Here is a 26,805-nt window from a genome sequence, read left to right as displayed (position 1 = left end):
AGCTGTCGGTGGAATGGGCTTTGCCCCGCCAAGCATCTTTTCATTTTGAAGAAACAAAGGCGTCCCGCACGTAACGTCGCGGGGGGCGCATCAACGCCATTCAAGTGGCGTGGGCAGAGGCCTCTTACGACCTTCCTAAAGGCCGGTCGAAGCTCTTGCGTCGACCGGCAATTTGCTGGGGCAGCCAGGCTGCCCCGCGCCTTACTTGACCAGGCGAACCCAGCCGTGCTTGTCGGCAGCGTTGCCGCGCTGGATGCCGACCAGATCGGCGCGCAGGCGGGCGGTCACTTCACCATCGCCGCTGTTGCCGATCGAGAACGAACCGTCCCGGAAGCGCACCGCGCCGATGCCGGCCACGACGGCGGCCGTGCCGCACGCAAAGGCTTCGCGCAGCTTGCCGCTCTCGGCATCCTTGCGCCACTGCTCGATGGAATAGGGCTTTTCCTCGACCTTGAGGCCAGCCTCCTGGGCGAGCTTGAGGATCGAGTTGCGCGTGATGCCCGGCAGGATGGTTCCACCGAGCGGCGGGGTGATGAGCGTGCCGTCGTCCATGACGAAGCACACATTCATGCCGCCGAGCTCCTCGACCCAGCGATGCTCGGCCGCATCGAGGAACACCACCTGGTCGCAGCCATTCTTGGTCGCTTCAGCCTGGGCAATCAGGCTCGCCGCATAGTTGCCGCCGCACTTGGCAGCACCAGTGCCGCCGGGTGCTGCGCGCGTGTAATCGTCCGACACCCAGACGGTAACGGCCTTGTAGCCGCCCTTGAAGTAGGCGCCCACCGGCGATGCGATGACGCAGAAGATGTATTCCGAAGCCGGACGCACGCCGAGGAAGGCTTCGCTGGCGAACATGAATGGCCGGAGATAGAGGCTGCCGTCGCCATCCGGAATCCAGTCTGCATCGGTGCGCACCAGCGTCTCGACGGCTTCGATGAACAGATCCTCTGGCACAGCCGGCATTGCCATGCGCTCAGCCGACATCGCCAGGCGGCGCGCATTCTCTTCGGGACGGAAGAGCGCGATGCCGTCCTTGGTCCTGTAGGCCTTCATGCCTTCGAAGATTTCCTGCGCGTAGTGCAGCACGGCAGCAGCGGGGTCGATGGAGAACGGCGCGCGGGCCTTGATCTCGGCGTCATGCCAGCCCTTCTCGGCGGTCCACTTCATCGTCACCATGTGATCGCTGAAGACCTTGCCGAAGCCCGGATTCTGCATCAGTGCCGCGCGCTGCTCAGGCGAGGTCGGCGAAGGATGCTTGATGTGTTTGATGGATGCCTTGTCTGTCATCGAATGTACTTTCTCGGTGTCGCCGAAATTTGCAGACTGCATAGTCCACTCCGGCAAGGGTTCGCAACAGCGACGGGTAAAATTAGGTGCTTCTGATCCAGGCGGCGAGGCGCGTCGCAGCCTCCTCGAGCTGGTCGAGGCGGCGATGGAAGCACAGCCGGAAGAAGGCTTCTCCCCCGTCCCCGAAAGCGGTGCCGGGAGCCAGGCCGACATTGGCCTTGTCGACGATATCGAAGGCAGCACTTCTTGAATCGTCGATGCCGTCGACGGAGAAGAACAGATAGAACGCGCCCTGCGGTGCGCTGATCCGCGCACGCCCCGTCTCGCCGAGGATGCCGCAGACGAGATCGCGAGCCTGCCGCGCCCGCTCGATTTGTGAAGCCAGGAACTCGTCGCCATGTTCGAGCGCCGCAATCGCGCCGCGCTGCATGAACTGAGCAACGCCCGAAGTCGAATACTGGATCAGATTCTCGAAGGTCTGCTGCAGGGATGGGTGGAGACGCAGCCAGCCGATGCGCCAGCCGGTCATCGCCCAGTTCTTCGAAAACGTGTTGACGAAGAGGATGCGATCCTCGTCCTCCATGATGTCCATGAAGGACGGCGCCCGCGCAGCGCCGTAGTAGAACAGCGCATAGATCTCGTCGGCGATGATCCAGAGGTTCTTGCGGCGCGCGAGATCGAGGATGGCCTTCAGCGTCTCGATGTCGGCCGTCCACCCAGTCGGGTTGGACGGGCTGTTGACGAAGATCGCGGTGGTTCGCTCCGTCACGGCCGCTTCGATCTTGTCGACGTCGCAGGTCCAGCCGTTGTCGGACTGGTCCAGCCTGACAGCTACCGGCTTTGCACCGGCTACGCCCGCGGCGCCTGGAAAATTCGGCCAGGCAGGCGTCAGGTAGATGACTTCGTCACCCGCGCCAGCCGTTGCCTGCAGCGCAAGCTGGATCGCCTGCATGCCGCCGCCGGTGACAAGGAACTCCTGATCGCTGAAGCTGCGGCCGAAGTGGCGCTCGTGGTAGCGGGCAAGCGCCACGCGCAGTTCGGGTATGCCGCGCTGCCAGGTGTAGAAGGTTTCGCCGGCGCTCAGCCCGCGCGCTGCCGCATCCGAAATGAAGGACGGGGTCGGCAGGTCGCCTTCCCCCGCCCAGAGCGGGATGAGGCCTTCGCGGCCACGGCCATAATTGGCGACGGCAACGATGCCGCTTTCAGGGGCAAGCCGGGCTTCGCTTCGCAGACTGTCAATTAAGGTCATGTCAGGTCCTGATGATCCGAGAATTGCTAGCCGGTTTTCCAAGCTTCGAAAACAGAAAACCCCAGCCACAATGACCGGGGTTTTCAAACTTTGATTGCTCCAGGCGGGCCTATTTCTTCGCCAGCAGATCACGGATTTCGGTCAGAAGAGCGATCTCCGGCGCCGGAGCTGCCGGCGCCGCTGCCTTCTCGGCCACCAGCTTGCGGCGCATGGTGTTCACACCCTTGACCATCAGGAAGATTATCCAGGCCAGGATCAGGAAATTGATCAGGACGGTCAGGAAGGCGCCATAGGCGAAGACCGCGCCCTGCTTCTTGGCTTCCACCAGCGTATCGGCTGTGACCTTCGAGGAAAGCGGCAGGAAGTAGTTGGAGAAATCGAAGCCGCCAAAAACGGCGCCGACGATCGGCATCACGATGTCGCCCACCAGCGAATTGACGATCAGGGTGAAGGCGCCGCCGATGATGATACCGACCGCCAGGTCGATTACGTTGCCCTTTGAGATGAACTCCTGAAATTCCTTTAGCACCCGACCCTCCTGGTAAATTCTTGTCCGCAATCCTGGCGACCGCGTCGACGACGCAGCGCGCTACGCCATGATAGCAAAAACCCTGAATTGCAAAATCCGAAAATCGCGGCCCGGTTTCAGAAAACCACGAGCATCATCAACCGCCTACGGGCCGACGATAGACAAGGGCGGCAAGCTATGCTTGCCTTTCCAAAAGGACGCGCTCGGCGAGGAGGGGTGAGCAAGCGTGCAGGGCTGGGTCATTGTCATCATCGCGGTCGCCTATGTGACGCTGCTCTTTGCGATCGCCAGCCTTGGAGATCGCCGCGCGGCGCTCCGCGGTTCGGGGCGTCCGAGGCTCGGCATCTACTCGCTCAGCCTTGCCATCTACTGCACATCGTGGACCTTCTTCGGGTCGGTTGGACTGGCATCCGAGCGCGGCTTCGAATTCCTCGCCATCTATATTGGGCCGACGCTGGTCTTCGCCTTCGGTTTTCCGCTGCTCAGGCGTATCGTCAAACTGGCCAAGGCCGAGAAGATCACCTCGATTGCCGACTTCCTGGGCGCCCGCTACGGCAAGAGCTTCGCCGTGGCCTGCATCGCCACACTGATCGCCACCGTCGGGGCGGTGCCGTACATCGCCCTGCAGCTCAAAGCGATCTCGGGCTCGGTCAGCCTGATGGTCGAGCACTACAGCGGCTCACCGCCTTCGTTCGACCCCTTCGTCAGCGACATCTCGCTGGTCGTAGCAATGCTTCTGGCGCTGTTCGCCGTCCTGTTCGGCACACGCCACGCGGACGCCACGGAGCATCAGGACGGCCTGGTTCTGGCGGTTGCCGTGGAATCCGTGGTCAAGCTCGCCGCCTTCCTGGCGGTCGGCATCGTGGTCACGTTCCTTTTCTTCGGCAGCCCCGGCAAAATGCTCGAGGCATTTTCGGCAAACGCCGGTGTCGAGCAGGCGATGAGCTACACCACCTCGCTCGGCACGTGGCTGGTATCGACCGTCATCAGCGGCTTTGCCATCATCATGCTGCCGCGGCAGTTCTACGTGATGATCGTCGAAAACCGCAGCGAGAAGGAGCTGCGCAAGGCGACCTGGGTGTTCCCGCTCTATCTCGTCGCCATCAACCTTTTCGTGCTGCCGATAGCTTTTGCGGGCCTGGTCATGGTCGGGCAGCGCACCAGCAGCGACCTCTACGTGCTGTCGGTGCCGCTGCTCGGCAACCGGGATCTGCTCGCCATGATCGCCTTCATTGGCGGGCTTTCGGCGGCGACCGCGATGGTGATCGTCGAAAGCGTGGCGCTGGCGATCATGATCTCCAATGACCTGATCATCCCGCTTTTCGTGCGGCGCCTGCTGAAATCCCAAAGCAGCGAGAACGAGGACTGGTCGAACCTGATACTCAACATCCGGCGCGCCGCGATCTTCGTCCTTCTGTTCGTCGCCTTCCTCTACTATCGCGAGAGCACCAACAATGCGCGGCTGGCCTCGATCGGCCTGATGTCCTTCGCTGCCATTGCGCAGTTCGCCCCGTCCTTCTTCGGCGGCCTGATATGGCGCCGCGCCAATGCGCGTGGCGCCGCCCTTGGCATGACGGCCGGCATAATCGTGTGGGCCTATACGCTGCTCCTGCCGTCGCTAGCAGTGCCTGGCACGCCGATCATCGCGGGCGGCTTGTTCGGCATCGAGGCACTGCGGCCGCAGGCCCTGTTCGGCACCGTCGCCGAGCCGCTGAACCACGGCGTGATGTGGAGCCTTGCCATCAACACGATCTTTTTCGTGCTCGGTTCGCTGTCGCGCGCTTCGGTGCCGCTGGAGCGCATCCAGGCGGCCATTTTCGTGCCGCGCGATGCAAACCCGATGCCGAGCCTGCGCCGCTTCCGAACTGCGGTGACCGTCAACGACCTCAAGGACACGATCTCGCGCTACCTGGGCGTCGAGCGCACCGAACGCTCCTTCCACACCTTCGAGGTGAACGATGGGCTGAAGCTGAACGGCAACGAGCCGGCCAGCATGGAGGTGGTACGCTTTTCGGAGCAGCTTCTGGCGAGTGCCGTCGGCTCCTCGTCGGCGCGGCTTATCCTGTCGCTGCTGTTCAAACGCCACGACAACTCTTCCCGCGACACGTTCCGCCTGCTGGACGATGCCACCGAGGCGCTGCAGCAAAATCGCGACCTCTTGCAGATCGCGCTCGACCAGATGGAGCAGGGCATCACCGTATTCGACCAGGATTTTAGGCTGACCTGCTGGAACCGGCAGTACAGGATCCTATTCGACCTGCCTGACGAGCTGGGACAGGTCGGCGTCTCGCTCGACCAGATACTAGGTTTTCTGGCAACGCGCGGCGACATCACCCAGCAAACGCGCCTGTTCGTGCTCAACCGCCTGACCAATTTCGAAAGCCCTTGGCAGCTCGAGCTGCGCACGAGCGGACGCATCATCGAGCTACGCTCCAACCCCATGCCGGACGGCGGCATCGTCGCCACCTATGCCGACATTTCCGCGCGCGTGGCGGCCGACCTTGCGCTGAAGCGCGCCAATGAATCGCTGGAGCAACGCGTCCGCGACCGCACTGTAGAGCTGACGCGCGTCAACGAGGAACTGGCGCAGGCGCAGATGCTTGCCGAAGAGGCCAATCTCGGCAAGACGCGCTTCCTGGCATCGGCCGGCCACGACATCCTGCAGCCACTCAATGCCGCCCGGCTCTATTGCTCGTCGCTGATCGAAACCGCCGGAAGCGGCGCGATTGGAGATGCCGCGACGAACATCGAGTCGTCGCTCGAATCGGTCGAAACGATCCTCGGGGCGGTTCTCGACATTTCGCGTCTCGATGCCGGCGCGATGAAACCCGTCGACACGGTGTTCCGGCTCGACGGGCTGCTGCGCCAGATAGGCACCGACTTCCAGCCCCTTGCGGCGGAGAAGGGGCTGACGCTCACCATCATGCCCTCGTCGCTGGCAGTGGAAACCGACCGCAACCTGCTCAGGCGCCTGATCCAGAACCTGGTTTCCAACGCCATCAAATACACCCGCAGCGGCAGCATCCTCTTAGGCGTCAGGCGACGTGGCGAACTGGCCGAGATCCAAGTCATCGACACCGGCATCGGTATTCCCGCCGACCAGCTCAACACGGTTTTTCGCGAATTCTTGCGCCTCGATGAAGGCGCGCGAGAAGCCGAAGGGCTTGGACTTGGCCTGTCGATTGTGGATCGCATTGCCCGCGTCTTGCGGCTGGAACTACAGATCTTTTCCGATCGCGGCATGGGCACGCGCTTCTCGGTCATCCTGCCTGTGACGGAGGCGCCGGAGGAAACTCTGGCCGTGGAGGCGAAGCCTCACCCCACGCCCGGCGCAGCGCTCAACGGCCTGACCGTGTTTTGTATCGACAATGACACGCGCATTCTGGAAGGCATGCGCCTGCTGCTCGAAGGCTGGGGTTGCGATGTCTACGCCTATTCCGGCCTGCGGGACTTCGAGGACGCTCGCCCAGCAGATCGGCCAGACGTGATCCTGGCCGACTATCATCTCGACGGTGGCGAAAACGGCCTTGACGTCATCGCCGACCTCCGTGCGATCTATGGCCGCGACACACCGGCCGCGCTTCTGACCGCAGACCGGTCGAACGAGGTTCGCTCGGCGGCCGATGAGCTCGACGTGCCAGTGATCAACAAGCCGATCAAGCCGGCCGTGCTGCGCTCGACGATGATGCGGCTGCGGCGCATGGCATCCGCCGCCGAATAGCGAACTTGCCTACTGCACGGCTGCGCGCGGGTCGCCGCCGATCTTGGAGAGCATGATGACCGCCTGGGTGCGGCTGTCGACGCCAAGCTTCTGCAAGATGGCCGAGACATGTGCCTTGATCGTGGCTTCCGACACCGAAAGCTCGTAGGCTATCTGCTTGTTGAGCAGCCCCTCCCCCAGCATGCCGAGCACCCTGGCCTGCTGCGGCGTCAGCGATTGCAGGCGCTTGATGAGATCGGAAACCTCAGGATCGCGCTCGACGCCGAAGTCGACACCAACCGGCGCGGCGATGCCTCCCGACAGCACCGTCTGCACCGCGCTGCGGATATCGTCCATGCTCGCCGACTTGGAGATGAACCCCGAGGCGCCGAGCTCCAGCGCCCGGCGGATGGTTTCCGGCTCGTCATGGGCCGAAACCACCACCATCGGCACGTCCGTATGGATGCCGCGCAGCGAGATCAGGCCCGACAGACCGCTTGTGCCAGGCATCGAAAGGTCGAGCAGAAGAAGATCGATGTCCTCGTTGGCGGCCACCAGCGACTTGGTGGATTCGAAATCGCCAGCCTCAAGGATGGTTGTTTTTTGAGCCACGCCCGATAGGGCTTGTTTGAGTGCTCCCCGAAAAAGCGGATGATCGTCGGCGATCACGAACTTGTAGCCTGACGGCAAATGCCTACCCTCCCCAAATCCTCGCTTGTCGTTGTTGTTAGGCGCGGGATCTTGCGAGGCATTATGCGGCGATGGGCGCTCTTTTCAAGCGGGTCGCGGCCGGAACTGCCGCATGGATGAGCAGACGGGTGAAAATCGGTGCAAAACCAAGAGGTCAGGTCTTGTTGGGCTCGAGCTGCCCTTGCGGCTGCTGGTTCGGCTGCTTCTCTTCCTTGTCGAAATCCTTGACTATGTCCATGAAGCGCCGGAAGAAGCGCTCCATATAGCTCATACCCTTTTCGAACTCTTCTTCGGTCGGCAGCGGCGCCTGTAGGGCAGGACGGTTCTTTTCAAGCGCGGTAACCCGGCTCTCGATAGCCTTCAACGCGCTCTGCAACTGATCGATCTGGGTCTGGTAGGCTTCGCGCTCGTCCGCCGCGAGCTTGCACACCAGTTGTCCCGAACGCTCCTCGCAGATCGACATCGCGCCGGTCTGCGTGTCCATCCGCACATAGCCGTTGTCGGTCTTCTCGAGCCGATAGCGGTCTTCCGCAGCGTGTGCTCCGGCAATGGCTTGCGAGATGAAAACCGTGGCGGCGGCGATGGCAATGGGGCGCATGTTTTCCTCCATTCGCAAGCAGTTTGACAGGCTGCGCTTCCTTTGCGCCGGAAATTGGGTCCGGGCCTGCAAGCGCAGCTTTCCCCGCAACCGCTTTCGGACTATAGGGCGCTGATGCGACAGATCATCTACAAGATATGCCCTGAATCGCTCTGGCGCGAGGCCGAAGCTGTGGGGACCTTCACCGGCGCGCCCATCGACCTCGCCGACGGCTTCATCCATTTCTCGACCGCTGAGCAGGTCCGAGAAACCGCGGCCAAGCATTTTGCCGGTCAGAACGGGCTGCTGCTGATCGCCATCGACGGGGAAAAGCTGGGCGACGCGCTGAAATACGAGGTTTCGCGCGGCGGCGCCCTCTTCCCGCATCTCTACGCCCTGCTCGACCTCAAAGCTGTGCTTTGGGTCAAGCCGCTGCCGCTCGATGGCGACGGCGTCCACCAGTTTCCGGTGCTGGAATCCTGATGAGCCTTTTCGACACGCTTGGCCGCAACCTGCTTTTCACGTTCGATCCCGAGACGGCCCACGGGCTTTCCATCAGGGCACTGAAATGCGGCGTTCCGCTTCCCGGCCGCGTAGTTTCGAGTCCTCGACTGCGCGTGTCTCTATGCGGGCTTGAGTTTCCCAATCCGCTCGGCATGGCGGCCGGCTACGACAAGAATGCCGAAGTGCCGGACGCCTTGTTGCGGCTTGGTTTCGGCTTTGCCGAAGTCGGCACGGTGACGCCGCTGCCGCAGCCCGGCAACCCAAAGCCGCGCATATTCCGCCTGACCGAGGACGAGGCCGTCATCAACCGCCTTGGCTTCAACAATGAAGGCCATGAGCGCTGCGAACAGCGCCTTGCCGCGCGCGCAGGACGGGGCGGCATCGTGGGCGTCAACATCGGCGCCAACAAGGACAGCGCCGACCGCATCAGTGACTACGAGTTGGGCGTGAAGCGGTTTGCGCGCTATGCGAGCTACCTGACCGTCAATATCTCGTCTCCCAACACGCCGGGCCTGCGCAACATGCAGGCGCGCGAAAGCCTGGCAGAACTGCTTTCTCGCGTAGTTGCGGCGCGCGACACTGAGGCTCAGCGGCTCGGCCGCAAGGTTCCCCTGTTCCTCAAGATCGCGCCGGACCTGCACGAGGCCGATCTGGAGGACATCGCCGCCGAGGTGACGGAGAAGGCCATTGAAGGCGTCATCGTGTCCAACACGACGATTGCGCGCCCAGTGCTCGCCAGCACGGCAAATAAGGGCGAAAGCGGCGGCCTGTCGGGCAAGCCGTTGTTCGAGCGCTCGACCATTGTGCTGGCAAAGATGCGCCGACTGCTCGGGCCCGACTTCGCCATCATCGGCGTTGGCGGCGTGCATTCTGCGGAGACGGCGCTCGAAAAAATCCGGGCGGGCGCCGACCTCGTGCAGCTCTATACGAGCATGATCTATGCCGGACCGGCGCTGCCGGCGCGCGTGGTGGCCGGCATGGCACGCTTTGCGGAAAGCCAGAACATCGCGAGCCTTCGCGAAATCCGCGACTCCCGGCTGGTTCAATGGGCCGATCGTTCGATCGGCTGATCAGCTTTCGGAAAAGGTCGCGCGAACGCTTCTCGGCAGGATCGCCATGAGGCTGAGGCCGCGCGCGATGAGGAAGATGTGCAGGGCCGCCCACAGGCCGTGATTGCCGAAGAAATGGCCGAGAAGCAGCAGCGCCACGACGAAGACGGCGAAGGACAGGAGCATCATGTTGCGCATGTCGCGTGACCAGGTGGCGCCGATAAAAACGCCGTCCATCTGAAAGGCCATGACGCCGCTGATCGCCGTGAACGCTGCCCAAGGCAGATAAAGCGCCGCCTCCTCCCTGACCGAGGCGGCTGTGGTGATGATCCCGATCAGCTGATCGCCGAAAAGAAGGGCGACGACGCTTGCAACGCCAGCCATTCCGAATCCCCACAGCGATGTCAGCCGGATCGCACGGTTGAAGGCCGGCAGGTACCGGGCGCCGACCGCCCTGCCCGCCAGTTGCTCCGCCGCCGTCGCAAAGCCGTCGAGGAAATAGCTCGACACCATGAAGAAGTGCATCAACACCGCATTGGCCGCGAGCGTCAGCGTGCCGAGTTGGGCGCCCTGACGCGTCAGAAGCGTGAAGGCGCCCATCAGCACGAAGGAGCGGATCATGATGTCGCCATTGAGCGCCAGCATGCGGCGCAGCGCCGCCGTCGCAAAGACATGGGACCAGACCACCTTTGGCATGGCGATGAAGCGCCTGCCGATGATTGTCAGCCCCAGCAGCGCGGTTACGATCTCGCCGCAGACCGTACCCCAGGCGACGCCCGCCACGCCCCAGCCGAGACGCAAGCCAAACCAGATGGAAAGAACGATGTTGACGGTGTTCAGCACGAGCTGGAGGAGCAGCCCCAGATTGGCCTCGCCGCGCCCAAGGAAATAGCCAAGGATGGCGTAGTTGAGCAACGATGCGGGCGCCGAAAGCATGCGGATGCGGAGGTAGCTGTCCATGGCGGCGGTGACGCCCGGCTCGGCCCCCATGAACCATTCGCCCATTCTGGCTAACAGTGGAACGAGCACGACCAGCGCCAGGCCGCAGGCGATCGCTATGGCGCAGGCGCGCAGGAAAACCGCTCGTTCTTCCAACGGTTCACCGCGGCCGAACGCCTGCGCAACCAGGCCCGTGGTACCCGAGCGCAGGAAATTGAAGCTGGCGAATACCACGTCGAAAATGATCGCCCCGGCCGCAAGGCCGCCGAGCAGTGCCGGGTCGCCGAACTGTCCCACAACCGTCGTGTCGACCAGACCCAGCAAGGGCGTGGTGACATAGGCAAGGGTCATGGGAATGGCGATGGCCAGAACGAGGCGATTGTTCACCTCGAAAGCCTTCGCACCTGGCGTGATCGATGGAGCTTGGTTCACGGCTAGCAGCCTTTCCCTTTGCGGAGGTGCCAGATTTGCAACAGGGCTCCTCTGCAACGCAAGGCCCGTCTGTCAGGAGACAGTTGATGCAGAGGGCTGTCACCGGGGCCCGGACAGGCTACATAAGGCTGATCATGGCGCTGCAGCTTGTCCACCACCCCGATTATGACGCGGGCTTTACGGCTGACCATCGTTTTCCGATGGGCAAGTACCGTCTGCTCATGGAAAGCCTGAACGAGCGCGGTCTGGCAAATGGCAATCTGCATCTTGCCGAGCCCGCGCCCTCAAGCTTGCTCGGCCTCGCCCACGACCTACGCTACGTCGAGCAGGTGATTGCCTGCGCGGTGCCGGAGCAGATCGAGCGCGACATCGGCTTTCCGATTTCCGCGCGCGTCTCCCGCCGCGCCCAGCTTGCCGCAGGCGGCACCATGCTGGCGGCCAGGCTGGCGCTTCGGCACGGCATTGCCTGCAACACCGCCGGCGGCAGCCATCATGCTCGGCATCTGCAAGGGGCCGGCTTCTGCACCTTCAACGATGTTGCGGTGGCCGCGCTGGCCTTGCTTGCCGAAGAACCGGACATGAAAATCCTCGTGGTCGACCTCGACGTGCATCAGGGGGACGGCACCGCCGACATCCTCCGCGGCGAGCCGCGCGTCTTCACCTTTTCGATGCACGGGGAGCGCAACTACCCCGCGCGCAAGATCGCTTCCGATCTCGACATCGCGCTTCCGGATCGAACCGGCGACGATGCTTATCTCGAAACGCTGCTGGAAACGCTGCCGAGGCTGTCGTCCATCGCGCGCTGGGATCTGGTTTTCTATAATGCGGGCGTCGACCCGCATGCCGAAGACCGCCTCGGTCGACTGTCGCTGAGCGACGACGGCCTGCGTCGCCGCGACCTGGCCGTCATCCAGCATTTTCGGGAAAAAGGCGTGCCGGTCTGTGGTGTGATCGGCGGCGGCTATTCGCGCGATGTGCCGGCACTGGCACGCCGGCACGCGATATTGTTTGAAGTGGCTTCAGCCTTTGGCTGATCAGCGGCGATAGCTGAGAAGCCGCAAGACCACGAAGACAGGGATGACAACGGCCGCGCCGAGCAGGAAGTAGCCGACGAAGCGGTCGATGGCCTTAAAACCCATGTTCCAGATCTGCACGACGAAATCACGCAGCTGGTAGAAGATGTCATAGGGCGACCAGCCGAAGAAGCTCATGGCGATGCCGACCAGAAACGACACCACCACCAGCTTGAGAAACACCCGAAACGGGGTGTCGCCGAGAAAGCGTGTAAGTTCGGACACGTCTGTCCTCCTGCGATTCGCATTCCAATTGCTCTTTCGCGCACATACGCGACTTTCGACCATACCGACAAGCTCGACCGAAAGACGGCAGAGCGATTTGCGATTGCCGACCTCCGCAACTCCGTGATAATCGAAGCCTGTGCGGGTATGATGTAATGGTAGCTTGTCAGCTTCCCAAGCTGATCGCGCGGGTTCGATTCCCGCTACCCGCTCCAGTTTTCCCTGCAACCACGAATATGTGTTCTTTTACCCGGCGGGCTTTCGCCTTGGACACGTAATCGGGCGGATTTATCCCCCATCTCAGAGCCACCGGTACACTTGCGCCCAGGAAACCCTAGCGCAGGAACCGCCATGGACAACACGCCAAATCTCGCCCTTCCCTATCTGATGCCCTCGCAGGCGCAGAAGCATGTGACGCACAACGAGGCGCTGCAAATGCTCGATGCCTTGGTGCAGCTCTCTGTCCAGGACCGTGACCTTGCCGCGCCGCCCAGCAGCGTGAGCGCCGGTGAGCGCTGGATCGTGGCCTCAGGCGCGACGGGTGCCTGGGCGGGCCAGCACGGGAAGATCGCGGTTGCCCAGGACGGCGGGTGGATATTTCTCTCGCCGGGCACCGGCTGGCTGGCCTGGGTGGCCGACGAGGCGCAGCTGGTTGCCTGGGACGGCGGGAAGTGGACGACGTCCGTTGCCTCTCCGTTCCAGGACACCCTGTTTACGCTCGTCAACGAGGCCGACGCCAGCAAGCAGGCGAAGTTCCTGCTCTCGGGCATCACGGCCGGTCAGACGCGCACCTACACGCTGCCGAACCTGACCGGCGCACTTGCTACGATCGGCAACCTGTCGCAGACCTTCTCGGGCGCCACCACCTTCTCTGGCACCTTCACGGCGTCTGGCACCACGGTCTCCTTCGGCACCGGCACCGGCGCGTCGACCGTAAACCTGGGCACCGGCGCGACGACGAGCGGCAACACCAAGATCGTCAACATCGGCACCGGCGGCGCCAACGGGTCCACGACCAACGTCAATATCGGCCCCACAGCCGCCACCGCCGCTGCGACGGTCACGTTCAGTGGCCGGGTGCTGGAGGTCCTTGCGGCGTCGGCGAACGTCACCGCTTTGTATGCGGGCATAGGCGGCGCCACCGCCGACAGCTACAATCGCCTGTCCATCAACTCGCCGGCCGTACTGTTCAACCACGCCGGCGCAAGCATGCAGGCAACGCTGAACAAGAGCGCATCCGGCAACGACGCTGGGTTCATCTTCCAGACCAACTGGAGCTCGCGCGCCTTGTTCGGCACGCTGGGCGACGACAATTTCACGATGAAGGTGTCGCCGGACGGCTCCGCCTTCTTCACCTCTCTGGAACTGGTCCGGACCAGCGGGCTCACCCGCGTGCACAACGGCCTGGAGTTGGTGAGCCAGGCAAGCGATCCCGGCACGCCCGTCAACGGCCAACTCTGGTACAATCACACGAGCGGCCGCTTCCAGGGTCGAAAGGCCGGCCGCACGGTCACGCTGGGCGACGACGAACTACCTGGTATCGAGGCGGACAGCGGCCGCTACGTTTGCGCGGACACCGGCGTCGGAACGACGCCGGCAACGGTGGCGGGCGCCGCCAACCGCATCAGCCTCTACCCATTCATTCCGAAATTCGATTTCACCGCGGATCGGATCGGGGCGAACGTCACCACGGCGGTGGCGAGCGCCCAAGGCAAGATTGTCGTCTATGAGAGTGACGCCCGAGGCCGGCCGAGCGGGCGCATTACCGAGACCGGAACGCTCGACTTCTCGACCGCCGGGGCGAAGGAGGCAACCGTCTCGCTGGCGTTTCGGAAGGGGGTGCAATATTGGCTTGGCCTACGGCACAGTTCGACCGCTACCGTTTCGGCCTGGCAACCCGATGCATCGCCCAATCTCGATCTTGCAGCCATCGGCACAACCGTCAACAAGACCCTGCAGCGCACGCTTGCCTTTGCGACCGCCACTCCCGCGGCATGGGGATATGTGGCGAGTGAGGCGGCTTCCACAAGCGCGCCGGCCATCTGGATGCGGGTGGCCTAACGCGGCGGCGAGGATAACGACGCTTCAATTTCAAGCGGAGGCTGCAGATGTGGCCTCCGCTTCGTCAATCAGGATTCCGCACGAAAATGCTTGGAGAGCTTCAGGCCCTGCGCCTGATAGTTCGAGCCGAGATCGGAACCGTAAAGCGCCTTCGGGCGCGACAGCATGCGCTCATAGACGAGGCGACCGACGATCTGGCCGTGTTCAAGGATGAACGGCACTTCATGGCTGCGCACCTCCAGCACCGCGCGGCTGCCAGTGCCGCCGGCGGCCGAATGGCCGAAGCCCGGATCGAAGAACCCGGCATAATGGACGCGGAATTCGCCAACCAGCGGGTCGAAGGGCGTCATCTCGGCCGCATGGCCGGGCGGCACATGCACGGCCTCGCGGCTGGCGAGGATGTAGAACTCGTCCGGGTCGAGCACCAGCTCGCCCGCGCCGCGCCGGTAGAGCGGCTCCCAGAAATCGTGCAGATCCTGCGCCGCGCGCTTGTCGACATCGATCAGCCCGGTGTGATGCTTGGCGCGGTAGCCGATCAGTCCGTCCTTATCGCCATGAAGGTCGATCGAGAGTGCGATGCCGCCGCCCGAGATGTTGGGCGTCTCTGAAGCGACCAGCGTCTCGTTTTCGTGCAGGTCGTGGAGTTCGGCCTCGGTCAGCACGGCCTTGCCGGTGCGGAAGCGAATTTGCGACAGGCGCGAGCCGGTGCGCACGATGATCGGGAAGGTGCGCGGGCTGACCTCCATGTAGAGAGGCCCGGTGTATCCAGCCGGGATCTTGTCGAACTCCTGGCCGTGGTCGGTCATGACGCGGGTGAAGATGTCGAGGCGACCGGTCGAGCTCTTCGGATTAGCAGAGGCCGATATCGCCTGTGGCAGTGCGAGGCTTTCAAGCAGCGGCACGATATAGACGCAGCCGGTTTCCAGTACTGCGCCTTGGGTCAGGTCGATCTCATGCAGCTTCAGCCGCTCGAGCTTGTCTACGACCTTGTGGCCGGGCCCGGGCAGGAAGCTCGCGCGCACGCGATAAGCCTTTTCGCCGAGGCGCAGGTCGAGGCTCGCCGGCTGGATCTGGTCGGCGTCGAGCGCGCGTGCGGAGACCAGCGCTCTCTTCTCAAAGAGTGCCGCGATCTCCTGATCCGGAAGAATTCCTGCCTTCGCCAATGCCAGCTCCACGAAAATGGTCGAAGGAGGTTTAGTGATGTGCGCCATTGACGCAAGCCTGCACGAGGTCTAATGGAACTTTATCCCGTGGTGATTTGCCGGTCGGCTTGCAGCCACGTTAAACAAGTCGCTAAAGGGCCGTTCGTGAACCGGCATGCGACTTTTTCGCGGCCGGTTTTTTTGTGTCTGGATCAAGGCTATGACGAACAATACGCGTGACTGGAAACCTGCAACCCAACTCGTCCACTCCGGCGTGCTGCGCTCCGAATTCGGCGAGACCGCGGAGGCGATGTTCCTCACGCAGGGCTATGTATACGAAACGGCTGAGTCCGCAGAGGCCCGATTCAAGGGCGAGACGCCCGGCTTCATATATTCGCGCTACGCCAACCCGACGGTCGACATGTTCGAAAAGCGCATGTGCGCGCTGGAAGGCGCCGAAGACGCCCGCGCGCTGGCGTCCGGCATGGCGGCGGTGACGGCCGCGATCCTGTGCAGCCTCAAGGCCGGCGACCACATCGTGGCGGCGCGCGCGCTGTTCGGCTCCTGTCGCTGGGTGGTGGAGACGCTTGCGCCTCGTTACGGCATCGAGGCGACGCTGGTGGACGGCCGCGACATCGCCAACTGGGAAAAGGCGGTGCAGCCCAACACCAAGGTGTTCTTCCTGGAAAGCCCGACCAACCCGACGCTTGAAGTCGTGGACATCGCCGCCGTGGCAGCGCTCGCCAATTCGATCGGCGCGCGGCTGATCGTCGACAACGTCTTCGCCACGCCGCTCCTGCAGAAGCCGCTGGAGCTTGGCGCGCATGTCGTCGTCTACTCGGCCACCAAGCATATCGACGGCCAGGGCCGCTGCCTGGGCGGCGTCATCCTCTCCGACAAGCAGTGGATCGATGAGAACCTGCACGACTATTTCCGCCACACCGGCCCGAGCCTTTCGCCCTTCAACGCCTGGACGCTGCTGAAAGGGCTTGAGACGTTGCCGCTGCGCGTGCGCCAGCAGAGCGAGAGTGCGGCCAAGGTTGCCGACTTCCTGGCCGGGCGGCCGGAGGTGGCGCGCGTGATCTATCCCGGCCGGGCCGACCACCCGCAGGCCGACATCATCAAGAAGCAGATGAAGGGCGGCTCGACGCTGATCTGCTTCGAACTCAAGGGTGGCAAGAAATCGGCCTTCGCCTTCGAGAACGCGCTCGACGTGGTGCTGATCTCCAACAATCTCGGCGACTCCAAGAGCCTGATCACGCACCCGGCCACCACCACGCACAAGAACCTGACCGATGAAGCGCGCGCCGAACTCGGCATCGGCGACGGCACGCTGCGCCTGTCGCTGGGACTGGAAGACACCGACGACCTTCTGAAGGACATCGACCGCGCGTTGAAGGCGGCGGCCTAAGGTATCGGAGGCGCCGGTCTTCGCTCGGCGCCTCATCTTCCCGGAAATCTGCCCATTCGTTCGATCCATTTCCAACCTTCGCGTCTGCGCGAGGGACCGCTATCATGCGACCCAAGCGGCAGGGGAAAGGAGGACAAATGAGTGCCAGCACCGGGAGAACGGACACCGCGTCGCGCATCATTCGCGCAACGCCGCACACTATCTACCGTGCATTGCTTGATCCCGAGGCCATCGTCAGATGGCGCCCGCCCGCCGGCATGAAGGCGCAGGTCTATGCCTTCGACGCGCGGGAGGGCGGGACATTCCGGATGTCGTTTTCCTACGCGGATGCCAGTCATGAGGTGCGCGGCAAGACCTCCGACGACGCAGACGTTTTCGAAGGACGCTTTCTGGAACTGGTCCCCGATCAGCGCGTCGTGGAACTGATCGAGTTCGAGTCCGACGACCCGGCTTTCGCAGGCGCTATGACGGTGACGACTAGCCTGCGAGCTGTGGACGGCGGGACGGAAGTCACCATTCGCTGCGAGAACGTGCCCCGGGGCATCAGGCCCGAGGACCACGCCGCAGGCATGGCGTCAACGCTGGACAATCTGGCCAACTTTACCGAATGAGGCGCCCCGGCGACCTTCATCACCGCCGGCGCACCAGATGCAACCGTCTATTTGGCGAGCAAGCGGCGTCGAGTGATGATGAACGACAGGATTCCGGCCCAGGCGCTCGACGTATCTCGTCACCGAACGGAACTTCAAGGTCAGCCTCGGAACCGGCGCGGCCAGCAATCAGCAATTCAGCCAGTTCGGGCAGCAACCCGTCGCCACGTTGAACGGCAATCCTGTGAAAGGCAGAGAGAAAGAGGGTCATCGATCGAACTCCAGTTCCATCGCCTGGCAGCGATCAGATGTCTCGATCCACGCCGGCGGCACCCACAGCTTGCGCTGATGACCGACAGCGGCAACCCGTTTCTTGCTCCTGGGTTTACCCCTCACATCACTCCCAAACAGCGATCAACGCGGGGTTTTGCGCTGCTCTGCCCAAGACGGCCGAACTGCTTGTCGGGCCAGGGGTTCGTGCCGTCTCGTAACCACAGGAGCGTATCGAGCCAGAAGCCCGCGGCGTGGCGTGCGTGGAACAAGCTGAAGTGGCCGATCCGGTCGAAACCAAGATCGCCGGGCGATAGAAGCACCGCCGTGGATTTCGCGCCCCCGTAATAGCCCAGAGCCCGCTGAACAGCCGGGGCGGTGCCCAGATCGTCGTCGGTGACCGAGATGGCAAGTATCGGAGCGGTGACGGCGGCGAAACGCCGAAGAACCGCCGCCCGCGTCTCGGCTGGGTGACTCAACTCCACCCGAGCGCGCCGAAGGCCCCATTCATTGGCAACACCGGCGGGCAGGTCTTCCAGCCAGCCGAGCAAGCGGCCGGGAAAATAGCCAAACAGCGCGGTCACGGCCGGCATGGCGACATGCCATTTGAGGAATAGGCGCAGGCGGCTGCCGGGCGCATAGTCGCGCCAGTAGGCATGTTGGGCGCCGATCGTCAGCATGCGGTCGATGAGCGGCCCGTTTTCCGCCAGCCCCGGCAGGAAGCCGCCGATGCTGTGCCCGACGACCATCAAGGGACCCTCCGGGGCCTGGCTGCGCAGAAACCGGAGGGCGGCATCGAAGTCGTACTCGCCCCAATCCCGCCAGCGATAGCCGCAGCCACGCAGCTTTTCGGGCCGCGACAGGCCGATGCCGCGATAGTCGTAGGTCAGGCAGGTAAAGCCGCGCTCGGAGAGAAAGCGAGCATAGCGGTGGTAGTAGCTGGCCAGGACCCCGGTTGCCGGATTAATGACGACGCTGCCGCAACGCGTCCGTCCAAGAGCAGGCCACAGGTGACCGCCAAGCTTCACGCCGTCGCGGCAGACGATCTCCACCGCGACACTTTCCGTCCTGCCCATGGCAGCATGCTCCGGCTGGTTCATGGCAGGCAGACTAACGATTGCGGCAGATTGAGTATATTCACTAGTCGGTATACATTCGAAGCATGAAGCAAAGCGAGATCCCGACCCGCGAACGCATTGTCTCGGCCGCCGCCAAGCTGTTCTACAGCGAAGGCATAAGGGCAGTGAGCGTCGATGCGGTCGCCGAGAAGGCCGGCGTCACCAAGCGCACGCTCTACTATCATTTCGAAAGCAAGGACGATCTGGTCGCGGCCTATCTCGCCGCCCGCGACCAACCCAATCTCGCTCTCTACCGGCGATGGTTCGCCGAAATGGAAGGCAATGCCGCCGACAAGGTGCGTGGGCTATTCCTCAATCTCGCGCAATCGGCGCGTAAACCGAGTTGGAAAGGCTGCGGCTTCCTGCGCACTGCAGCCGAGCTCGCCAACATGCCGGGACATCCGGCCATGAAGACCGGCGCCGCGCACAAGAAGCGGGTGGAAGATTGGCTAAAAACCGAGTTCGCGGCGGCTGGAGCAGCGGATGCCGCTCCACTGCTCGCCCGCCAGGTCATCCTGCTGCTGGACGGTTCCTTCGCGGTGGCACTGCTGCATCGCGACCCGGCCTATATGGAAGCGGCCGGGGATGCTGCCTATGAATTGGTGAGAGTTGCGGTGGCGAGGAAATAGCCCTTCCCTCACCGAAACGAGCGCGACGCCAGCACGATGCGGGAAAGCGCAGTGTAGAAGGTCAACGCCGCAAATACATAGGCGATCTGGGCGAACCAGCCGGGGAACAGGCAAAAGGCGACAAAGACGATCAGCGTTTCGGTGGCCTCGGCAAGGCCCGTACTGAAAATGAGCGACTTGTCGCCCCTCACCTCGCCCAGGAGTATCCGCTTCTCGGCCATGATGGCATAGGCGAGAAAGCTCGAACCGTTGACGTAGAATGAGAGTAGCAGCACGGCGCCCGCGACTGCATTGGTCGCGGGATCGGCCAGCACGAAGCCGAGCGGGATGGCGCCGTAGAAGGCGAAGTCGAGCACGATGTCGAGATAGCCGCCGAAGTCGGTCTTGCCCTTGAACCGCGCTATCGCGCCATCGAGCCCATCACCGAGGCGGCTGACGAGAAGCAGTGCAAGGCCGGTGAGAAACCAGCCAAAGGCGATGGCAGCCGCGGCCAGAACGCCGACGCCGAAAGCGGCAAGCGTTACCGAATTCGCAGAAATGCCTGCCTGCGCGAGGCCCTTGCCCATCACGTTCAGCACGGGATCGATGCGCCTGCGCGCCCAGCCATCCAGCATGCGTTTCCCCTTCGCTGCCACATTGCTCATGCGGAAATCACAATCGCGGTGATGATGACAAGAGTCTGTTGACCTGCCTATGGCATGGGAAGATTCTTGTGTTGGGTAAGGAGTCGATGCCATGTACCGCGCCATTACGCGCAATATCGAAGTGAGCGTCGAGCCGTTCTACCTTGAAGAGCGTTCCGACCCTGCCGAAAGCCGTTACGTCTGGGGTTATCGCGTGACGATCGCCAACCAATCGGACGAATTCGTGCAATTGTTGTCGCGCTATTGGCACATCACCGACGGGCTGGGCCGCGTGGAAGAGGTGCGCGGCGCCGGCGTGGTTGGAGAACAGCCCGAACTCAGCCCCGGCGACAGCTATCAATACATGTCGGGATGCCCGCTGACGACGCCGTCGGGAATTATGGTCGGGCGCTACACCATGCGCAATGAACGCGACGAGCTGTTCGACGTCGAAATCCCCGCCTTCTCGCTCGACCTGCCGGACACGATGCGCACGGTGAACTGACCCATCGGGTCGGCGCGAGAAACGACAACGAAAAGGCGCAGGAACGACAGTCGCCGATCCTGCGCCTTAGTCGTGTTTATGCGTCGGCGGTAACTTCCGTCGGTTCGAACTCGTATTTCTTCGAGCAGAACTCGCAATTGACGCGGATGACGCCTTCTTCCACGCTGTCGGCGATCTCCTCGGCCGAAAAGCCGCCGAGAATGCCGCGGACCTTGTCGCGGGAGCAGGAGCATTCGTCGCGCACGGCTGTGCTGTCGAAGACGCGCACGCCGTGCTCGTTGAACAGCCGGTAGAGCAGCCGCTCGGAGCCCACGGTGGGGTCGACCAGCTCGGTCGGCTCGATGGTCCCGGTCAGTGCCAGCAGTTCCTGCCAGGCATTATCTGCCAGCTCGCGCGGCGAGTGATCGTGGTCGCCGTCACCGCCATGGATGTCAGGCGCGCGCATCCGCTCCGGCGCCTTGGGCAGGAACTGGGCCATCAAGCCACCGGCGCGCCAGTGCTCGCGGCCGCCCGAACCCGGAACGACCTGCTTGCCGACCGCCAGCTTCACGTCAGTCGGGATCTGCTCCGACTGACGGAAATAGGTCTTGGCGGCTTCCTCGAGCGAAGTGCCGTCGAGCTGGACGATGCCCTGATAGCGCTGCATGTGCGCGCCCTGGTCGATGGTCAGCGCGAGAACGCCCTTGCCGAGCAGCGTCGCAGCCGAAGTCTCGCCTGCCGCCACCAGAGCTTCGAGCCGGTCGGCATCGAAGCGCGCATAGGCGCGCAGCGACTGCGGCGTGGTGAAATCCGCCACAAGCATGTCCACCGGCCCGTCGGTGCGGGTCTGGAAGATGAACTTGCCCTGGAATTTCAGCGACGTGCCCAGCAGCACGGTCACGACCACCGCCTCGGCGAGCAGACGAGCCACCGGCTCGGGATAGTCGTGCCGGGCCAGGATCTGATCGAGCAACGGCCCGAGTTGCACAATGCGGCCGCGCACGTCGAGCGGGCCGACCTCGAAAGGAACGACGGCGTCGTCACCGGCGAAGCCAAATTCGCCAAGCTTGCGTTCAGTATCAGCCAATTGACCAAATCCTTTGTTACGGCCTCCAACAATGCGCCGGGGCCGCGCGTTCGAGCATCAAAACAAGTGCGATCCGGCGCAAATAGGCATACATGCCCGCCGGATCAAGCTCTTGTCCTGCGCGGCCAAGGTCAAGCCGTCGCCGACCACCGGCCCGCGCTGGCACAATTCACAAGCGCCAGCGACGAGCCTTCAGCGTCAGGCTCCGGCGCCCAGGCACCAGGCCAGCACCGCCTTCTGCGCGTGCAGGCGGTTTTCCGCCTCGTCGAACACCACCGAATGCGGTCCGTCGATGACCTCGTCGGTGACTTCCTCGCCACGGTGGGCGGGCAGGCAGTGCATGAACAGCGCGTCAGACTTGGCACGCTTCATCAGCGCTTCATTGACCTGATAGGGCATGAAGACGTTGTGGCCGCGGGCGCGATGCTCCTGCCCCATAGACACCCAGCAATCGGTGACGATGCAGTCGACGCCCTCGACCGCCTCTTCCGCGCTGCGCGTGAACTTCAGTTGGCCGCCATTGTCGCGCGACCAGTCGATGAACTTCTGCGCCGGCTCGCTGCCTTCCGGCGAAGCGACATTGAGGTTGAAGCTGAAGCGGGCCGAAGCCTCCAGCAGCGAATGCAGCACGTTGTTGCCGTCGCCCACCCAGGCGAAAGTCTTGCCGGCAACGGGGCCACGATGCTCCTCGAAGGTCATCACGTCCGCCATGAGCTGGCAGGGATGGGTGTCGTCGGTGAGGCCGTTGATGACCGGCACGGTAGCATTCTCGGTCAGCTCGAGCAGCCGCTCATGCGAGGTGGTGCGGATCATAATGGCGTCGACATAGCGCGACAGCACCTTGGCAGTGTCGGCGATCGTCTCGGAGCGGCCGAGCTGCATCTCGGTGCCGGTCAGCATGATGGTCTCACCGCCGAGCTGGCGCATGCCGACATCGAACGACACGCGGGTGCGCGTCGACGGCTTGTCGAAGATCATGGCCAGCACCTTGCCGTCCAGCGGTCGCGATCGCTCGCCGGCCTTCAGCCTTCCCTTGCGCGCCACGGCGTCGTCGAGGATGCCGCGCAGCGTGCTTGCGGAAATAGCGGAAAGGTCGGTGAAGTGGCGAATACCACTGGTCATGTCGATCCTCTGAGGTCGTTTCAGCTCATGCGGAAGTTTCGGACAGGCCTTTGGCAGCCGATCGGATGCGCTCCAGCGCATCGCGAATCTCTTCGTCCGAAACGGTCAGCGGCGGCAGAAGGCGGATCACGTTGTCGCCGGCGGGAACCGCCAGCAGCTTCTGATCACGCAGGGCCGCGTTGACCTTTGTATTGGGCATCTTGCACTTCAAGCCGAGCATGAGGCCCGAACCGCGCACGCCCTCGATGACGTCCGGAAACTCGTCGGCAACGGCCGCGAGACCTTGCTTCATCAGCAGCGCCTTGCGCTGGACTTCTGCAAGAAAACCATCTTCCAGCACCACGTCGAGCACGGCATTGCCGACCGCCATGGCCAGCGGATTGCCGCCGAAGGTGGTGCCGTGGACGCCGGCGGTCATGCCGGCAGCCGCCTCAGCGGTCGCAAGGCATGCGCCGACGGGGAAGCCGCCGCCGATGCCTTTGGCGATCGCCATGATATCCGGGGTGACGTTTGCCCACTCGTGGGCAAAGAACTTGCCGGTGCGACCGACGCCGCTCTGTACCTCGTCGAAGATCAGCAGCAAGCCGTGCTGGTCGCACAGCTCGCGCAGACGCTTCAGGAACGCGACCGGCACTTCGCGAATGCCACCCTCACCCTGCAAGGGCTCGATAAGCAGCGCGGCCGTCTCGGGCGTGATCGCCTTTTCGAGCGCAGCAATATCGCCGAACGGCACCTGGTCGAAGCCTTCGACCTTGGGCCCAAAACCTTCCAGATACTTCTGCTGGCCGCCGGCGGCGATGGTCGCCAGCGTGCGGCCGTGGAAGGCGCCCTCGAAGGTGATGATGTGGAACTTCTCGGGGTGGCCGTTCACATACTGGTAGCGGCGCGCGGTCTTGATCGCGCACTCCAGCGCCTCGGCGCCCGAATTGGTGAAGAACACCTTGTCGGCGAAGGTGGCCTCAGCCAGCCGCTCGCCCAGGCGAGACTGGCCGGGGATCTCATAAAGGTTCGACGTATGCCAGAGCTTGCCGGCCTGCTCGGTCAGCGCTGCCACCAACTTTGGGTGGCCGTGGCCCAACGAATTGACCGCAATGCCGCCGGCGAAATCGAGATATCGCTGCCCGTCCTCGGTGATCAGCCATGAGCCCTCACCCCGCTCGAAAGCCAGGGGGGCGCGCGCAAAAGTATCATAAAGCGCCGAACCGCTCATCTATGCGTCTCCGGGTACCGAAAACCAAAAAGCCGCCCAAACGGCGGCCTTAACGGGCATATTGCCTTTTCTGCCATCAAGTCAACGAAAACGTCGCCCAGAAAAGAAAAGCTCGCAAAATCGCGCGGTCGGGATTGGCGATTTCGCGGGCAAGTTGGGGAAAACCCAAAAAACGGATTCGTGTGGCTTCTCGGACTCTTGTCACCGAGTCAGCCGATAAGCTAATTTGTGGCCAGAAATAACTAGATTTCGTGCGGCAAACTCATTCACCCGTGTATATGTGGTGTCGGCCCGACTTTAGTCGGGACGGGAATGGATTCCGGGTGCCGCACATTGCAGCAGGAGCACATTTCCATGTGGACTGACGAGCGCGTCGAAACCCTACGTAAACTTTGGGCCGAAGGCCTGAGCGCAAGCCAGATTGCAGCACAGCTGGGCGGCGTCAGCCGCAATGCCGTCATCGGCAAGGTTCACCGGCTGAAGCTGTCGAGCCGCGGCCGGACTACGGCCGCCCCGACCCGGCAGAAGAAGACCGTCCAGGCTCCGGTCGCGACCGTGACCAAGGCCGCGCCACGCCCGGTTGCAGCCCCTACCCGCACCGTGACCGCAACGGTGGGTGCCACGGCGCTGCAGGCCCAGTTCGAAGTCGAGCCGGTGGCCCGCCAATACCTGCGCCCGGTCGAGAACGTCGTGGTTCCGATCTCGCGTCATCTGCAGCTGGTCGATCTCACCGAGCGCACCTGCAAGTGGCCGAACGGCGACCCGCTGACCGAGGAATTCCACTTCTGCGGCAATGAGGCAGGCGAAACCGGCCCTTATTGCAGGTACCACTCCAAGATCGCTTTCCAGCCGGCCGCGGAACGCCGCCGCCTGCGCTGATCCTGCCTTCTGCGAAATGCTCCCAAATTATCGCGCCGGGCTCCAAGCCCGGCGTTTTTTTATCGGGGCGCGGCTGTTCCCACTGTTTCTTGGAAACTCGAAGGCTCGGAGTGGCCACCTCCCCCATCAAGAGGGAGATAAGGGCGCAACTTCCCAAACCGGCCTACTGCTTATCCGCCGGCAGCGTCACGCGGTGGCTCTTGTCTTCCTTCGGGCGGTCGACCGGCATCTGGTCGCCGGTGACGACGTAATAGATCGTCTCGGCAATGTTGGTGGCGTGGTCGCCGATGCGCTCGATGTTCTTGGCGCAGAACAGAAGATGCGTGCAGGGCGTGATGTTGCGCGGATCTTCCATCATATAGGTGAGCAGCTCGCGGAACAGCGAGGTGTACATGGCGTCGATCTGGTTATCGCGGTCGCGCACGAACTCGATGCGCTCGACCGAACGCGACGCGTAGACGTCGAGCACTTCCTTGAGCTGGGTCAGCGCAAGTTCGGCCAGCGCCTGAAGCCCACGGAACAGGCTGATCGGCTGACGGCCCTCGGCCACCACCATGACACGCTTGGCGACGCTCTTGGCAAGGTCGCCGACGCGCTCGAGATCTGAAGCAATACGAATGGCGCCGATGATCTCACGTAAGTCGCCTGCCATGGGCTGACGCCGGGCGATGACCAGGATGGACTTGTCGTCGATCTCGCGCTGCGCCTCGTCGAGCAACGCATCATCCTCGATGACCTTTCGGGCCAGCGAGACATCGGCATTGACGAGGGCCGCCACCGACTGATCCACAAGCCGCTCGGCATGGCCACCCATCGCGGCGATCTTGCGCGTCAGATATGTCAGCTCGTCGTCATAGGCGCGAACGGTGTGGTGCGAATACATGAGCGGTGCTCTTCCTCGATGCCCTTCAGGCAGCTCTGATCCTGAATCTAAGTACATACGCCAGCTGCATGACGGAAAAAAGAATGCTTAGCCGGGATACGCGCCGAAGCGCCGAAAACAGGCGCAAATTCCCGATACTGAAGTAGACGCTAAACTTTTCTTGACACCGGCCACGCAGCAGGATACTTAAGCGTATGCTTCACCATTCAGACCAACTCGACCTCATGTACCAGGCTCTTGCCGACGCCAGCCGGCGCGCGATGGTGGAGCGCCTCGCGCTTGGGCCTGCATCGGTCAGCGAGCTTGCCGAACCGCTCGACATGTCGCTTTCGGCCGTCGTGCAGCATTTGCAGGTGCTGGAGGCGAGCGGGCTCGTCCACTCCGAGAAGGTAGGGCGCGTTCGCACATGCCGCATCGAGCCGCAGGCGCTCGACATTGCTGAGCGGTGGATCAGCCAGCGGCGGGCGATCTGGGAGCGGCGCTTCGACCGCCTCGGGCAAATCCTCGCCAATCAGGCCAACGAACAGGACAAGGAGAGTAAGTCATGACTGCAAGACACGTCACGCATGCAACCTTCACTATCGAGCGCCTCTACGACGCGTCGCCCGAGCAGGTCTTCCGGGCATGTTCCGATCCCGCAATCAAGAGGCAATGGTTCGCCGAGGGCGAAAGCTGGATCGTGGAAAGCTATGACCTCGATTTTCGCGTTGGCGGCATCGAGGCGTCGCAGTTCAAGTTCCGCAGCGGCGAGCGCATGCGCTATGACGCGCTCTATCAGGACATCGTGCCCAACCAGCGCATCATCGCCGCCTATTCGATGATGATTGGCGACAACCGGATTTCCGCCTCGCTCGCCACCACCGAACTGACGCCGGCGGGGAACGGCACCAAGCTCGTCTTCACCGAGCAGGGCGCTTATCTCGACGGCTTCGACAATGTGGAGCAGCGTGAGGCAGGCACGCGCGAACTGTTCGAAAGCCTGGCAAGGGCCCTCGAGCGCGAGACGGCATAGCCCTTATTGCAGTCGAGCTGCCTGAACCCA

27 protein-coding genes, 1 tRNA gene and 1 riboswitch are annotated in these 26,805 nt (G+C 63.0%); of the genes, 13 read left to right on the top strand and 15 right to left on the bottom strand.

Annotated elements, in window-relative coordinates; genetic code table 11:
• Positions 1–201: 201 nt before the first annotated feature.
• The 3 genes from C7I85_RS14435 to mscL all read right to left on the bottom strand — a co-directional run bounded on the left by C7I85_RS14435 (position 202) and on the right by mscL (position 3,065).
• Positions 202–1,287 (bottom strand): branched-chain amino acid aminotransferase, encoded by a 1,086-nt coding sequence (locus C7I85_RS14435; RefSeq protein ID WP_106724782.1) that lies wholly within the window; start codon positions 1,285–1,287, stop codon positions 202–204.
• Positions 1,288–1,369: 82 nt separating this feature from the next.
• Entirely contained in the window at positions 1,370–2,536 is a 1,167-nt protein-coding gene (locus tag C7I85_RS14430) for a pyridoxal phosphate-dependent aminotransferase (protein WP_106724680.1), read from the bottom strand.
• A gap of 109 nt (positions 2,537–2,645) precedes the next feature.
• A complete protein-coding gene (mscL, locus tag C7I85_RS14425) occupies positions 2,646–3,065 on the bottom strand; it encodes a large conductance mechanosensitive channel protein MscL (RefSeq protein WP_106724679.1) in 420 nt (139 codons plus the stop codon).
• A 226-nt stretch (positions 3,066–3,291) separates the two neighbouring features.
• Here mscL and C7I85_RS14420 point away from each other — a divergent pair, with 226 nt between their 5' ends.
• On the top strand, positions 3,292–6,786 hold the full coding sequence (locus tag C7I85_RS14420) for a hybrid sensor histidine kinase/response regulator (protein WP_106724678.1): 3,495 nt from the start codon (positions 3,292–3,294) through the stop codon (positions 6,784–6,786).
• A 9-nt stretch (positions 6,787–6,795) separates the two neighbouring features.
• Here C7I85_RS14420 and C7I85_RS14415 read toward each other — a convergent pair whose 3' ends face one another.
• Together C7I85_RS14415 and C7I85_RS14410 are read right to left on the bottom strand one after the other, a co-directional pair.
• The gene (locus tag C7I85_RS14415; protein ID WP_106724677.1) at positions 6,796–7,455 is read right to left on the bottom strand and encodes a response regulator transcription factor; all 660 of its coding nucleotides are present in this window, start codon (positions 7,453–7,455) and stop codon (positions 6,796–6,798) included.
• 154 nt (positions 7,456–7,609) lie between these two features.
• On the bottom strand, positions 7,610–8,053 hold the full coding sequence (locus C7I85_RS14410; RefSeq protein ID WP_106724781.1) for a hypothetical protein: 444 nt from the start codon (positions 8,051–8,053) through the stop codon (positions 7,610–7,612).
• Positions 8,054–8,167: 114 nt separating this feature from the next.
• Here C7I85_RS14410 and C7I85_RS14405 point away from each other — a divergent pair, with 114 nt between their 5' ends.
• Together C7I85_RS14405 and C7I85_RS14400 are read left to right on the top strand one after the other, a co-directional pair.
• Entirely contained in the window at positions 8,168–8,515 is a 348-nt protein-coding gene (locus tag C7I85_RS14405; RefSeq protein ID WP_106724780.1) for a DUF952 domain-containing protein, read from the top strand.
• A complete protein-coding gene (locus C7I85_RS14400; RefSeq protein WP_428832861.1) occupies positions 8,512–9,606 on the top strand; it encodes a quinone-dependent dihydroorotate dehydrogenase in 1,095 nt (364 codons plus the stop codon). Before C7I85_RS14405 ends, C7I85_RS14400 begins: the two co-directional genes overlap by 4 nt.
• Here C7I85_RS14400 and C7I85_RS14395 read toward each other — a convergent pair whose 3' ends face one another.
• Positions 9,607–10,875, bottom strand: a complete 1,269-nt coding sequence (locus C7I85_RS14395; RefSeq protein WP_181257187.1) for an MATE family efflux transporter — start codon at positions 10,873–10,875, stop codon at positions 9,607–9,609. It abuts the gene before it with no gap.
• 215 nt (positions 10,876–11,090) lie between these two features.
• Between C7I85_RS14395 and C7I85_RS14390 the strand changes: the two genes are divergently transcribed.
• On the top strand, positions 11,091–11,990 hold the full coding sequence (locus tag C7I85_RS14390; protein WP_106724779.1) for a histone deacetylase family protein: 900 nt from the start codon (positions 11,091–11,093) through the stop codon (positions 11,988–11,990).
• Here the strand turns inward: C7I85_RS14390 and C7I85_RS14385 are convergent, their stop codons facing one another.
• Complete coding sequence (locus C7I85_RS14385; protein WP_106724674.1) at positions 11,991–12,254, bottom strand: DUF6460 domain-containing protein; 264 nt, start codon at positions 12,252–12,254, stop codon at positions 11,991–11,993.
• 141 nt (positions 12,255–12,395) lie between these two features.
• Here C7I85_RS14385 and C7I85_RS14380 point away from each other — a divergent pair.
• Together C7I85_RS14380 and C7I85_RS32285 are read left to right on the top strand one after the other, a co-directional pair.
• Positions 12,396–12,469: transfer RNA gene (locus tag C7I85_RS14380), tRNA-Gly, on the top strand.
• A 136-nt stretch (positions 12,470–12,605) separates the two neighbouring features.
• Positions 12,606–14,315: a DUF2793 domain-containing protein gene (locus C7I85_RS32285; protein ID WP_106724673.1), complete on the top strand. Its 1,710-nt coding sequence runs from the start codon at positions 12,606–12,608 to the stop codon at positions 14,313–14,315.
• Positions 14,316–14,383: 68 nt separating this feature from the next.
• On the opposite strand, the gene C7I85_RS14370 is transcribed toward C7I85_RS32285, so the two are convergent.
• Positions 14,384–15,478 (bottom strand): 2'-deoxycytidine 5'-triphosphate deaminase, encoded by a 1,095-nt coding sequence (locus tag C7I85_RS14370; protein ID WP_106724778.1) that lies wholly within the window; start codon positions 15,476–15,478, stop codon positions 14,384–14,386.
• A gap of 77 nt (positions 15,479–15,555) precedes the next feature.
• Positions 15,556–15,632: riboswitch (SAM riboswitch) on the top strand.
• A 45-nt stretch (positions 15,633–15,677) separates the two neighbouring features.
• On the opposite strand from C7I85_RS14370, the gene C7I85_RS14365 reads away from it, so the two are divergent.
• Together C7I85_RS14365 and C7I85_RS14360 are read left to right on the top strand one after the other, a co-directional pair.
• Positions 15,678–16,868 (top strand): O-succinylhomoserine sulfhydrylase, encoded by a 1,191-nt coding sequence (locus tag C7I85_RS14365; RefSeq protein ID WP_106724777.1) that lies wholly within the window; start codon positions 15,678–15,680, stop codon positions 16,866–16,868.
• 137 nt (positions 16,869–17,005) lie between these two features.
• Complete coding sequence (locus tag C7I85_RS14360; protein WP_106724672.1) at positions 17,006–17,479, top strand: SRPBCC family protein; 474 nt, start codon at positions 17,006–17,008, stop codon at positions 17,477–17,479.
• Positions 17,480–17,498: 19 nt separating this feature from the next.
• Here the strand turns inward: C7I85_RS14360 and C7I85_RS30570 are convergent, their stop codons facing one another.
• Both C7I85_RS30570 and C7I85_RS14355 read right to left on the bottom strand, forming a co-directional pair.
• Positions 17,499–17,729 (bottom strand): hypothetical protein, encoded by a 231-nt coding sequence (locus tag C7I85_RS30570; RefSeq protein WP_146148880.1) that lies wholly within the window; start codon positions 17,727–17,729, stop codon positions 17,499–17,501.
• Positions 17,730–17,850: 121 nt separating this feature from the next.
• The gene (locus C7I85_RS14355; RefSeq protein ID WP_245444944.1) at positions 17,851–18,804 is read right to left on the bottom strand and encodes an alpha/beta hydrolase family protein; all 954 of its coding nucleotides are present in this window, start codon (positions 18,802–18,804) and stop codon (positions 17,851–17,853) included.
• A gap of 86 nt (positions 18,805–18,890) precedes the next feature.
• Between C7I85_RS14355 and C7I85_RS14350 the strand changes: the two genes are divergently transcribed.
• A complete protein-coding gene (locus tag C7I85_RS14350; protein WP_106724670.1) occupies positions 18,891–19,475 on the top strand; it encodes a TetR/AcrR family transcriptional regulator in 585 nt (194 codons plus the stop codon).
• Positions 19,476–19,483: 8 nt separating this feature from the next.
• Here the strand turns inward: C7I85_RS14350 and C7I85_RS14345 are convergent, their stop codons facing one another.
• On the bottom strand, positions 19,484–20,089 hold the full coding sequence (locus C7I85_RS14345; RefSeq protein ID WP_106724669.1) for a CDP-alcohol phosphatidyltransferase family protein: 606 nt from the start codon (positions 20,087–20,089) through the stop codon (positions 19,484–19,486).
• Between the two features lie 121 nt (positions 20,090–20,210).
• Between C7I85_RS14345 and apaG the strand changes: the two genes are divergently transcribed.
• A complete protein-coding gene (gene apaG, locus C7I85_RS14340) occupies positions 20,211–20,603 on the top strand; it encodes a Co2+/Mg2+ efflux protein ApaG (RefSeq protein ID WP_106724668.1) in 393 nt (130 codons plus the stop codon).
• Between the two features lie 76 nt (positions 20,604–20,679).
• On the opposite strand, the gene C7I85_RS14335 is transcribed toward apaG, so the two are convergent.
• The 3 genes from C7I85_RS14335 to C7I85_RS14325 all read right to left on the bottom strand — a co-directional run bounded on the left by C7I85_RS14335 (position 20,680) and on the right by C7I85_RS14325 (position 24,001).
• The gene (locus C7I85_RS14335; RefSeq protein ID WP_181257181.1) at positions 20,680–21,669 is read right to left on the bottom strand and encodes an Hsp33 family molecular chaperone; all 990 of its coding nucleotides are present in this window, start codon (positions 21,667–21,669) and stop codon (positions 20,680–20,682) included.
• 198 nt (positions 21,670–21,867) lie between these two features.
• Positions 21,868–22,791, bottom strand: coding sequence for an ornithine carbamoyltransferase (argF, locus tag C7I85_RS14330; protein WP_106724666.1), 924 nt, complete (start codon positions 22,789–22,791; stop codon positions 21,868–21,870).
• 25 nt (positions 22,792–22,816) lie between these two features.
• Positions 22,817–24,001: an aspartate aminotransferase family protein gene (locus C7I85_RS14325; RefSeq protein WP_106724665.1), complete on the bottom strand. Its 1,185-nt coding sequence runs from the start codon at positions 23,999–24,001 to the stop codon at positions 22,817–22,819.
• Positions 24,002–24,355: 354 nt separating this feature from the next.
• On the opposite strand from C7I85_RS14325, the gene C7I85_RS14320 reads away from it, so the two are divergent.
• The gene (locus C7I85_RS14320) at positions 24,356–24,880 is read left to right on the top strand and encodes a GcrA family cell cycle regulator (protein WP_106724664.1); all 525 of its coding nucleotides are present in this window, start codon (positions 24,356–24,358) and stop codon (positions 24,878–24,880) included.
• Between the two features lie 163 nt (positions 24,881–25,043).
• On the opposite strand, the gene phoU is transcribed toward C7I85_RS14320, so the two are convergent.
• Positions 25,044–25,763: a phosphate signaling complex protein PhoU gene (phoU, locus tag C7I85_RS14315; protein WP_106724663.1), complete on the bottom strand. Its 720-nt coding sequence runs from the start codon at positions 25,761–25,763 to the stop codon at positions 25,044–25,046.
• A 194-nt stretch (positions 25,764–25,957) separates the two neighbouring features.
• On the opposite strand from phoU, the gene C7I85_RS14310 reads away from it, so the two are divergent.
• Together C7I85_RS14310 and C7I85_RS14305 are read left to right on the top strand one after the other, a co-directional pair.
• Complete coding sequence (locus C7I85_RS14310; RefSeq protein ID WP_106724662.1) at positions 25,958–26,311, top strand: ArsR/SmtB family transcription factor; 354 nt, start codon at positions 25,958–25,960, stop codon at positions 26,309–26,311.
• A complete protein-coding gene (locus C7I85_RS14305) occupies positions 26,308–26,775 on the top strand; it encodes an SRPBCC family protein (RefSeq protein ID WP_106724661.1) in 468 nt (155 codons plus the stop codon). Before C7I85_RS14310 ends, C7I85_RS14305 begins: the two co-directional genes overlap by 4 nt.
• The last annotated feature ends 30 nt before the right edge of the window (positions 26,776–26,805 follow it).

It is taken from the genome of Pseudaminobacter soli (ex Li et al. 2025), from assembly GCF_003012705.1.
GTDB classification, from domain to species: Bacteria; Pseudomonadota; Alphaproteobacteria; order Rhizobiales; family Rhizobiaceae; genus Pseudaminobacter; species Pseudaminobacter soli.
Note: the sequence above shows the minus strand (reverse complement) of the source record. Positions and strands in the feature narration are given on the sequence as shown.

Excerpts from the sequence above, each read along its gene's own strand:
- phoU (WP_106724663.1), bottom strand. The coding sequence starts at position 25,763 with ATGTATTCGCACCACACCGTTCGCGCCTATGACGACGAGCTGACATAT.
- apaG (WP_106724668.1), top strand. The coding sequence starts at position 20,211 with ATGTACCGCGCCATTACGCGCAATATCGAAGTGAGCGTCGAGCCGTTC.
- C7I85_RS14325 (WP_106724665.1), bottom strand. The coding sequence starts at position 24,001 with ATGAGCGGTTCGGCGCTTTATGATACTTTTGCGCGCGCCCCCCTGGCT.
- C7I85_RS14395 (WP_181257187.1), bottom strand. The coding sequence starts at position 10,875 with ATGACCCTTGCCTATGTCACCACGCCCTTGCTGGGTCTGGTCGACACG.
- C7I85_RS30570 (WP_146148880.1), bottom strand. The coding sequence starts at position 17,729 with ATGACCCTCTTTCTCTCTGCCTTTCACAGGATTGCCGTTCAACGTGGC.
- C7I85_RS14410 (WP_106724781.1), bottom strand. The coding sequence starts at position 8,053 with ATGCGCCCCATTGCCATCGCCGCCGCCACGGTTTTCATCTCGCAAGCC.
- argF (WP_106724666.1), bottom strand. The coding sequence starts at position 22,791 with ATGACCAGTGGTATTCGCCACTTCACCGACCTTTCCGCTATTTCCGCA.
- C7I85_RS14365 (WP_106724777.1), top strand. The coding sequence starts at position 15,678 with ATGACGAACAATACGCGTGACTGGAAACCTGCAACCCAACTCGTCCAC.
- C7I85_RS14345 (WP_106724669.1), bottom strand. The coding sequence starts at position 20,089 with ATGCTGGATGGCTGGGCGCGCAGGCGCATCGATCCCGTGCTGAACGTG.
- C7I85_RS14360 (WP_106724672.1), top strand. The coding sequence starts at position 17,006 with ATGAGTGCCAGCACCGGGAGAACGGACACCGCGTCGCGCATCATTCGC.
- C7I85_RS14310 (WP_106724662.1), top strand. The coding sequence starts at position 25,958 with ATGCTTCACCATTCAGACCAACTCGACCTCATGTACCAGGCTCTTGCC.
- C7I85_RS14435 (WP_106724782.1), bottom strand. The coding sequence starts at position 1,287 with ATGACAGACAAGGCATCCATCAAACACATCAAGCATCCTTCGCCGACC.
- C7I85_RS14355 (WP_245444944.1), bottom strand. The coding sequence starts at position 18,804 with ATGGGCAGGACGGAAAGTGTCGCGGTGGAGATCGTCTGCCGCGACGGC.
- C7I85_RS14350 (WP_106724670.1), top strand. The coding sequence starts at position 18,891 with ATGAAGCAAAGCGAGATCCCGACCCGCGAACGCATTGTCTCGGCCGCC.
- C7I85_RS14405 (WP_106724780.1), top strand. The coding sequence starts at position 8,168 with ATGCGACAGATCATCTACAAGATATGCCCTGAATCGCTCTGGCGCGAG.
- C7I85_RS14390 (WP_106724779.1), top strand. The coding sequence starts at position 11,091 with ATGGCGCTGCAGCTTGTCCACCACCCCGATTATGACGCGGGCTTTACG.
- C7I85_RS14320 (WP_106724664.1), top strand. The coding sequence starts at position 24,356 with ATGTGGACTGACGAGCGCGTCGAAACCCTACGTAAACTTTGGGCCGAA.
- C7I85_RS14305 (WP_106724661.1), top strand. The coding sequence starts at position 26,308 with ATGACTGCAAGACACGTCACGCATGCAACCTTCACTATCGAGCGCCTC.
- C7I85_RS32285 (WP_106724673.1), top strand. The coding sequence starts at position 12,606 with ATGGACAACACGCCAAATCTCGCCCTTCCCTATCTGATGCCCTCGCAG.
- C7I85_RS14430 (WP_106724680.1), bottom strand. The coding sequence starts at position 2,536 with ATGACCTTAATTGACAGTCTGCGAAGCGAAGCCCGGCTTGCCCCTGAA.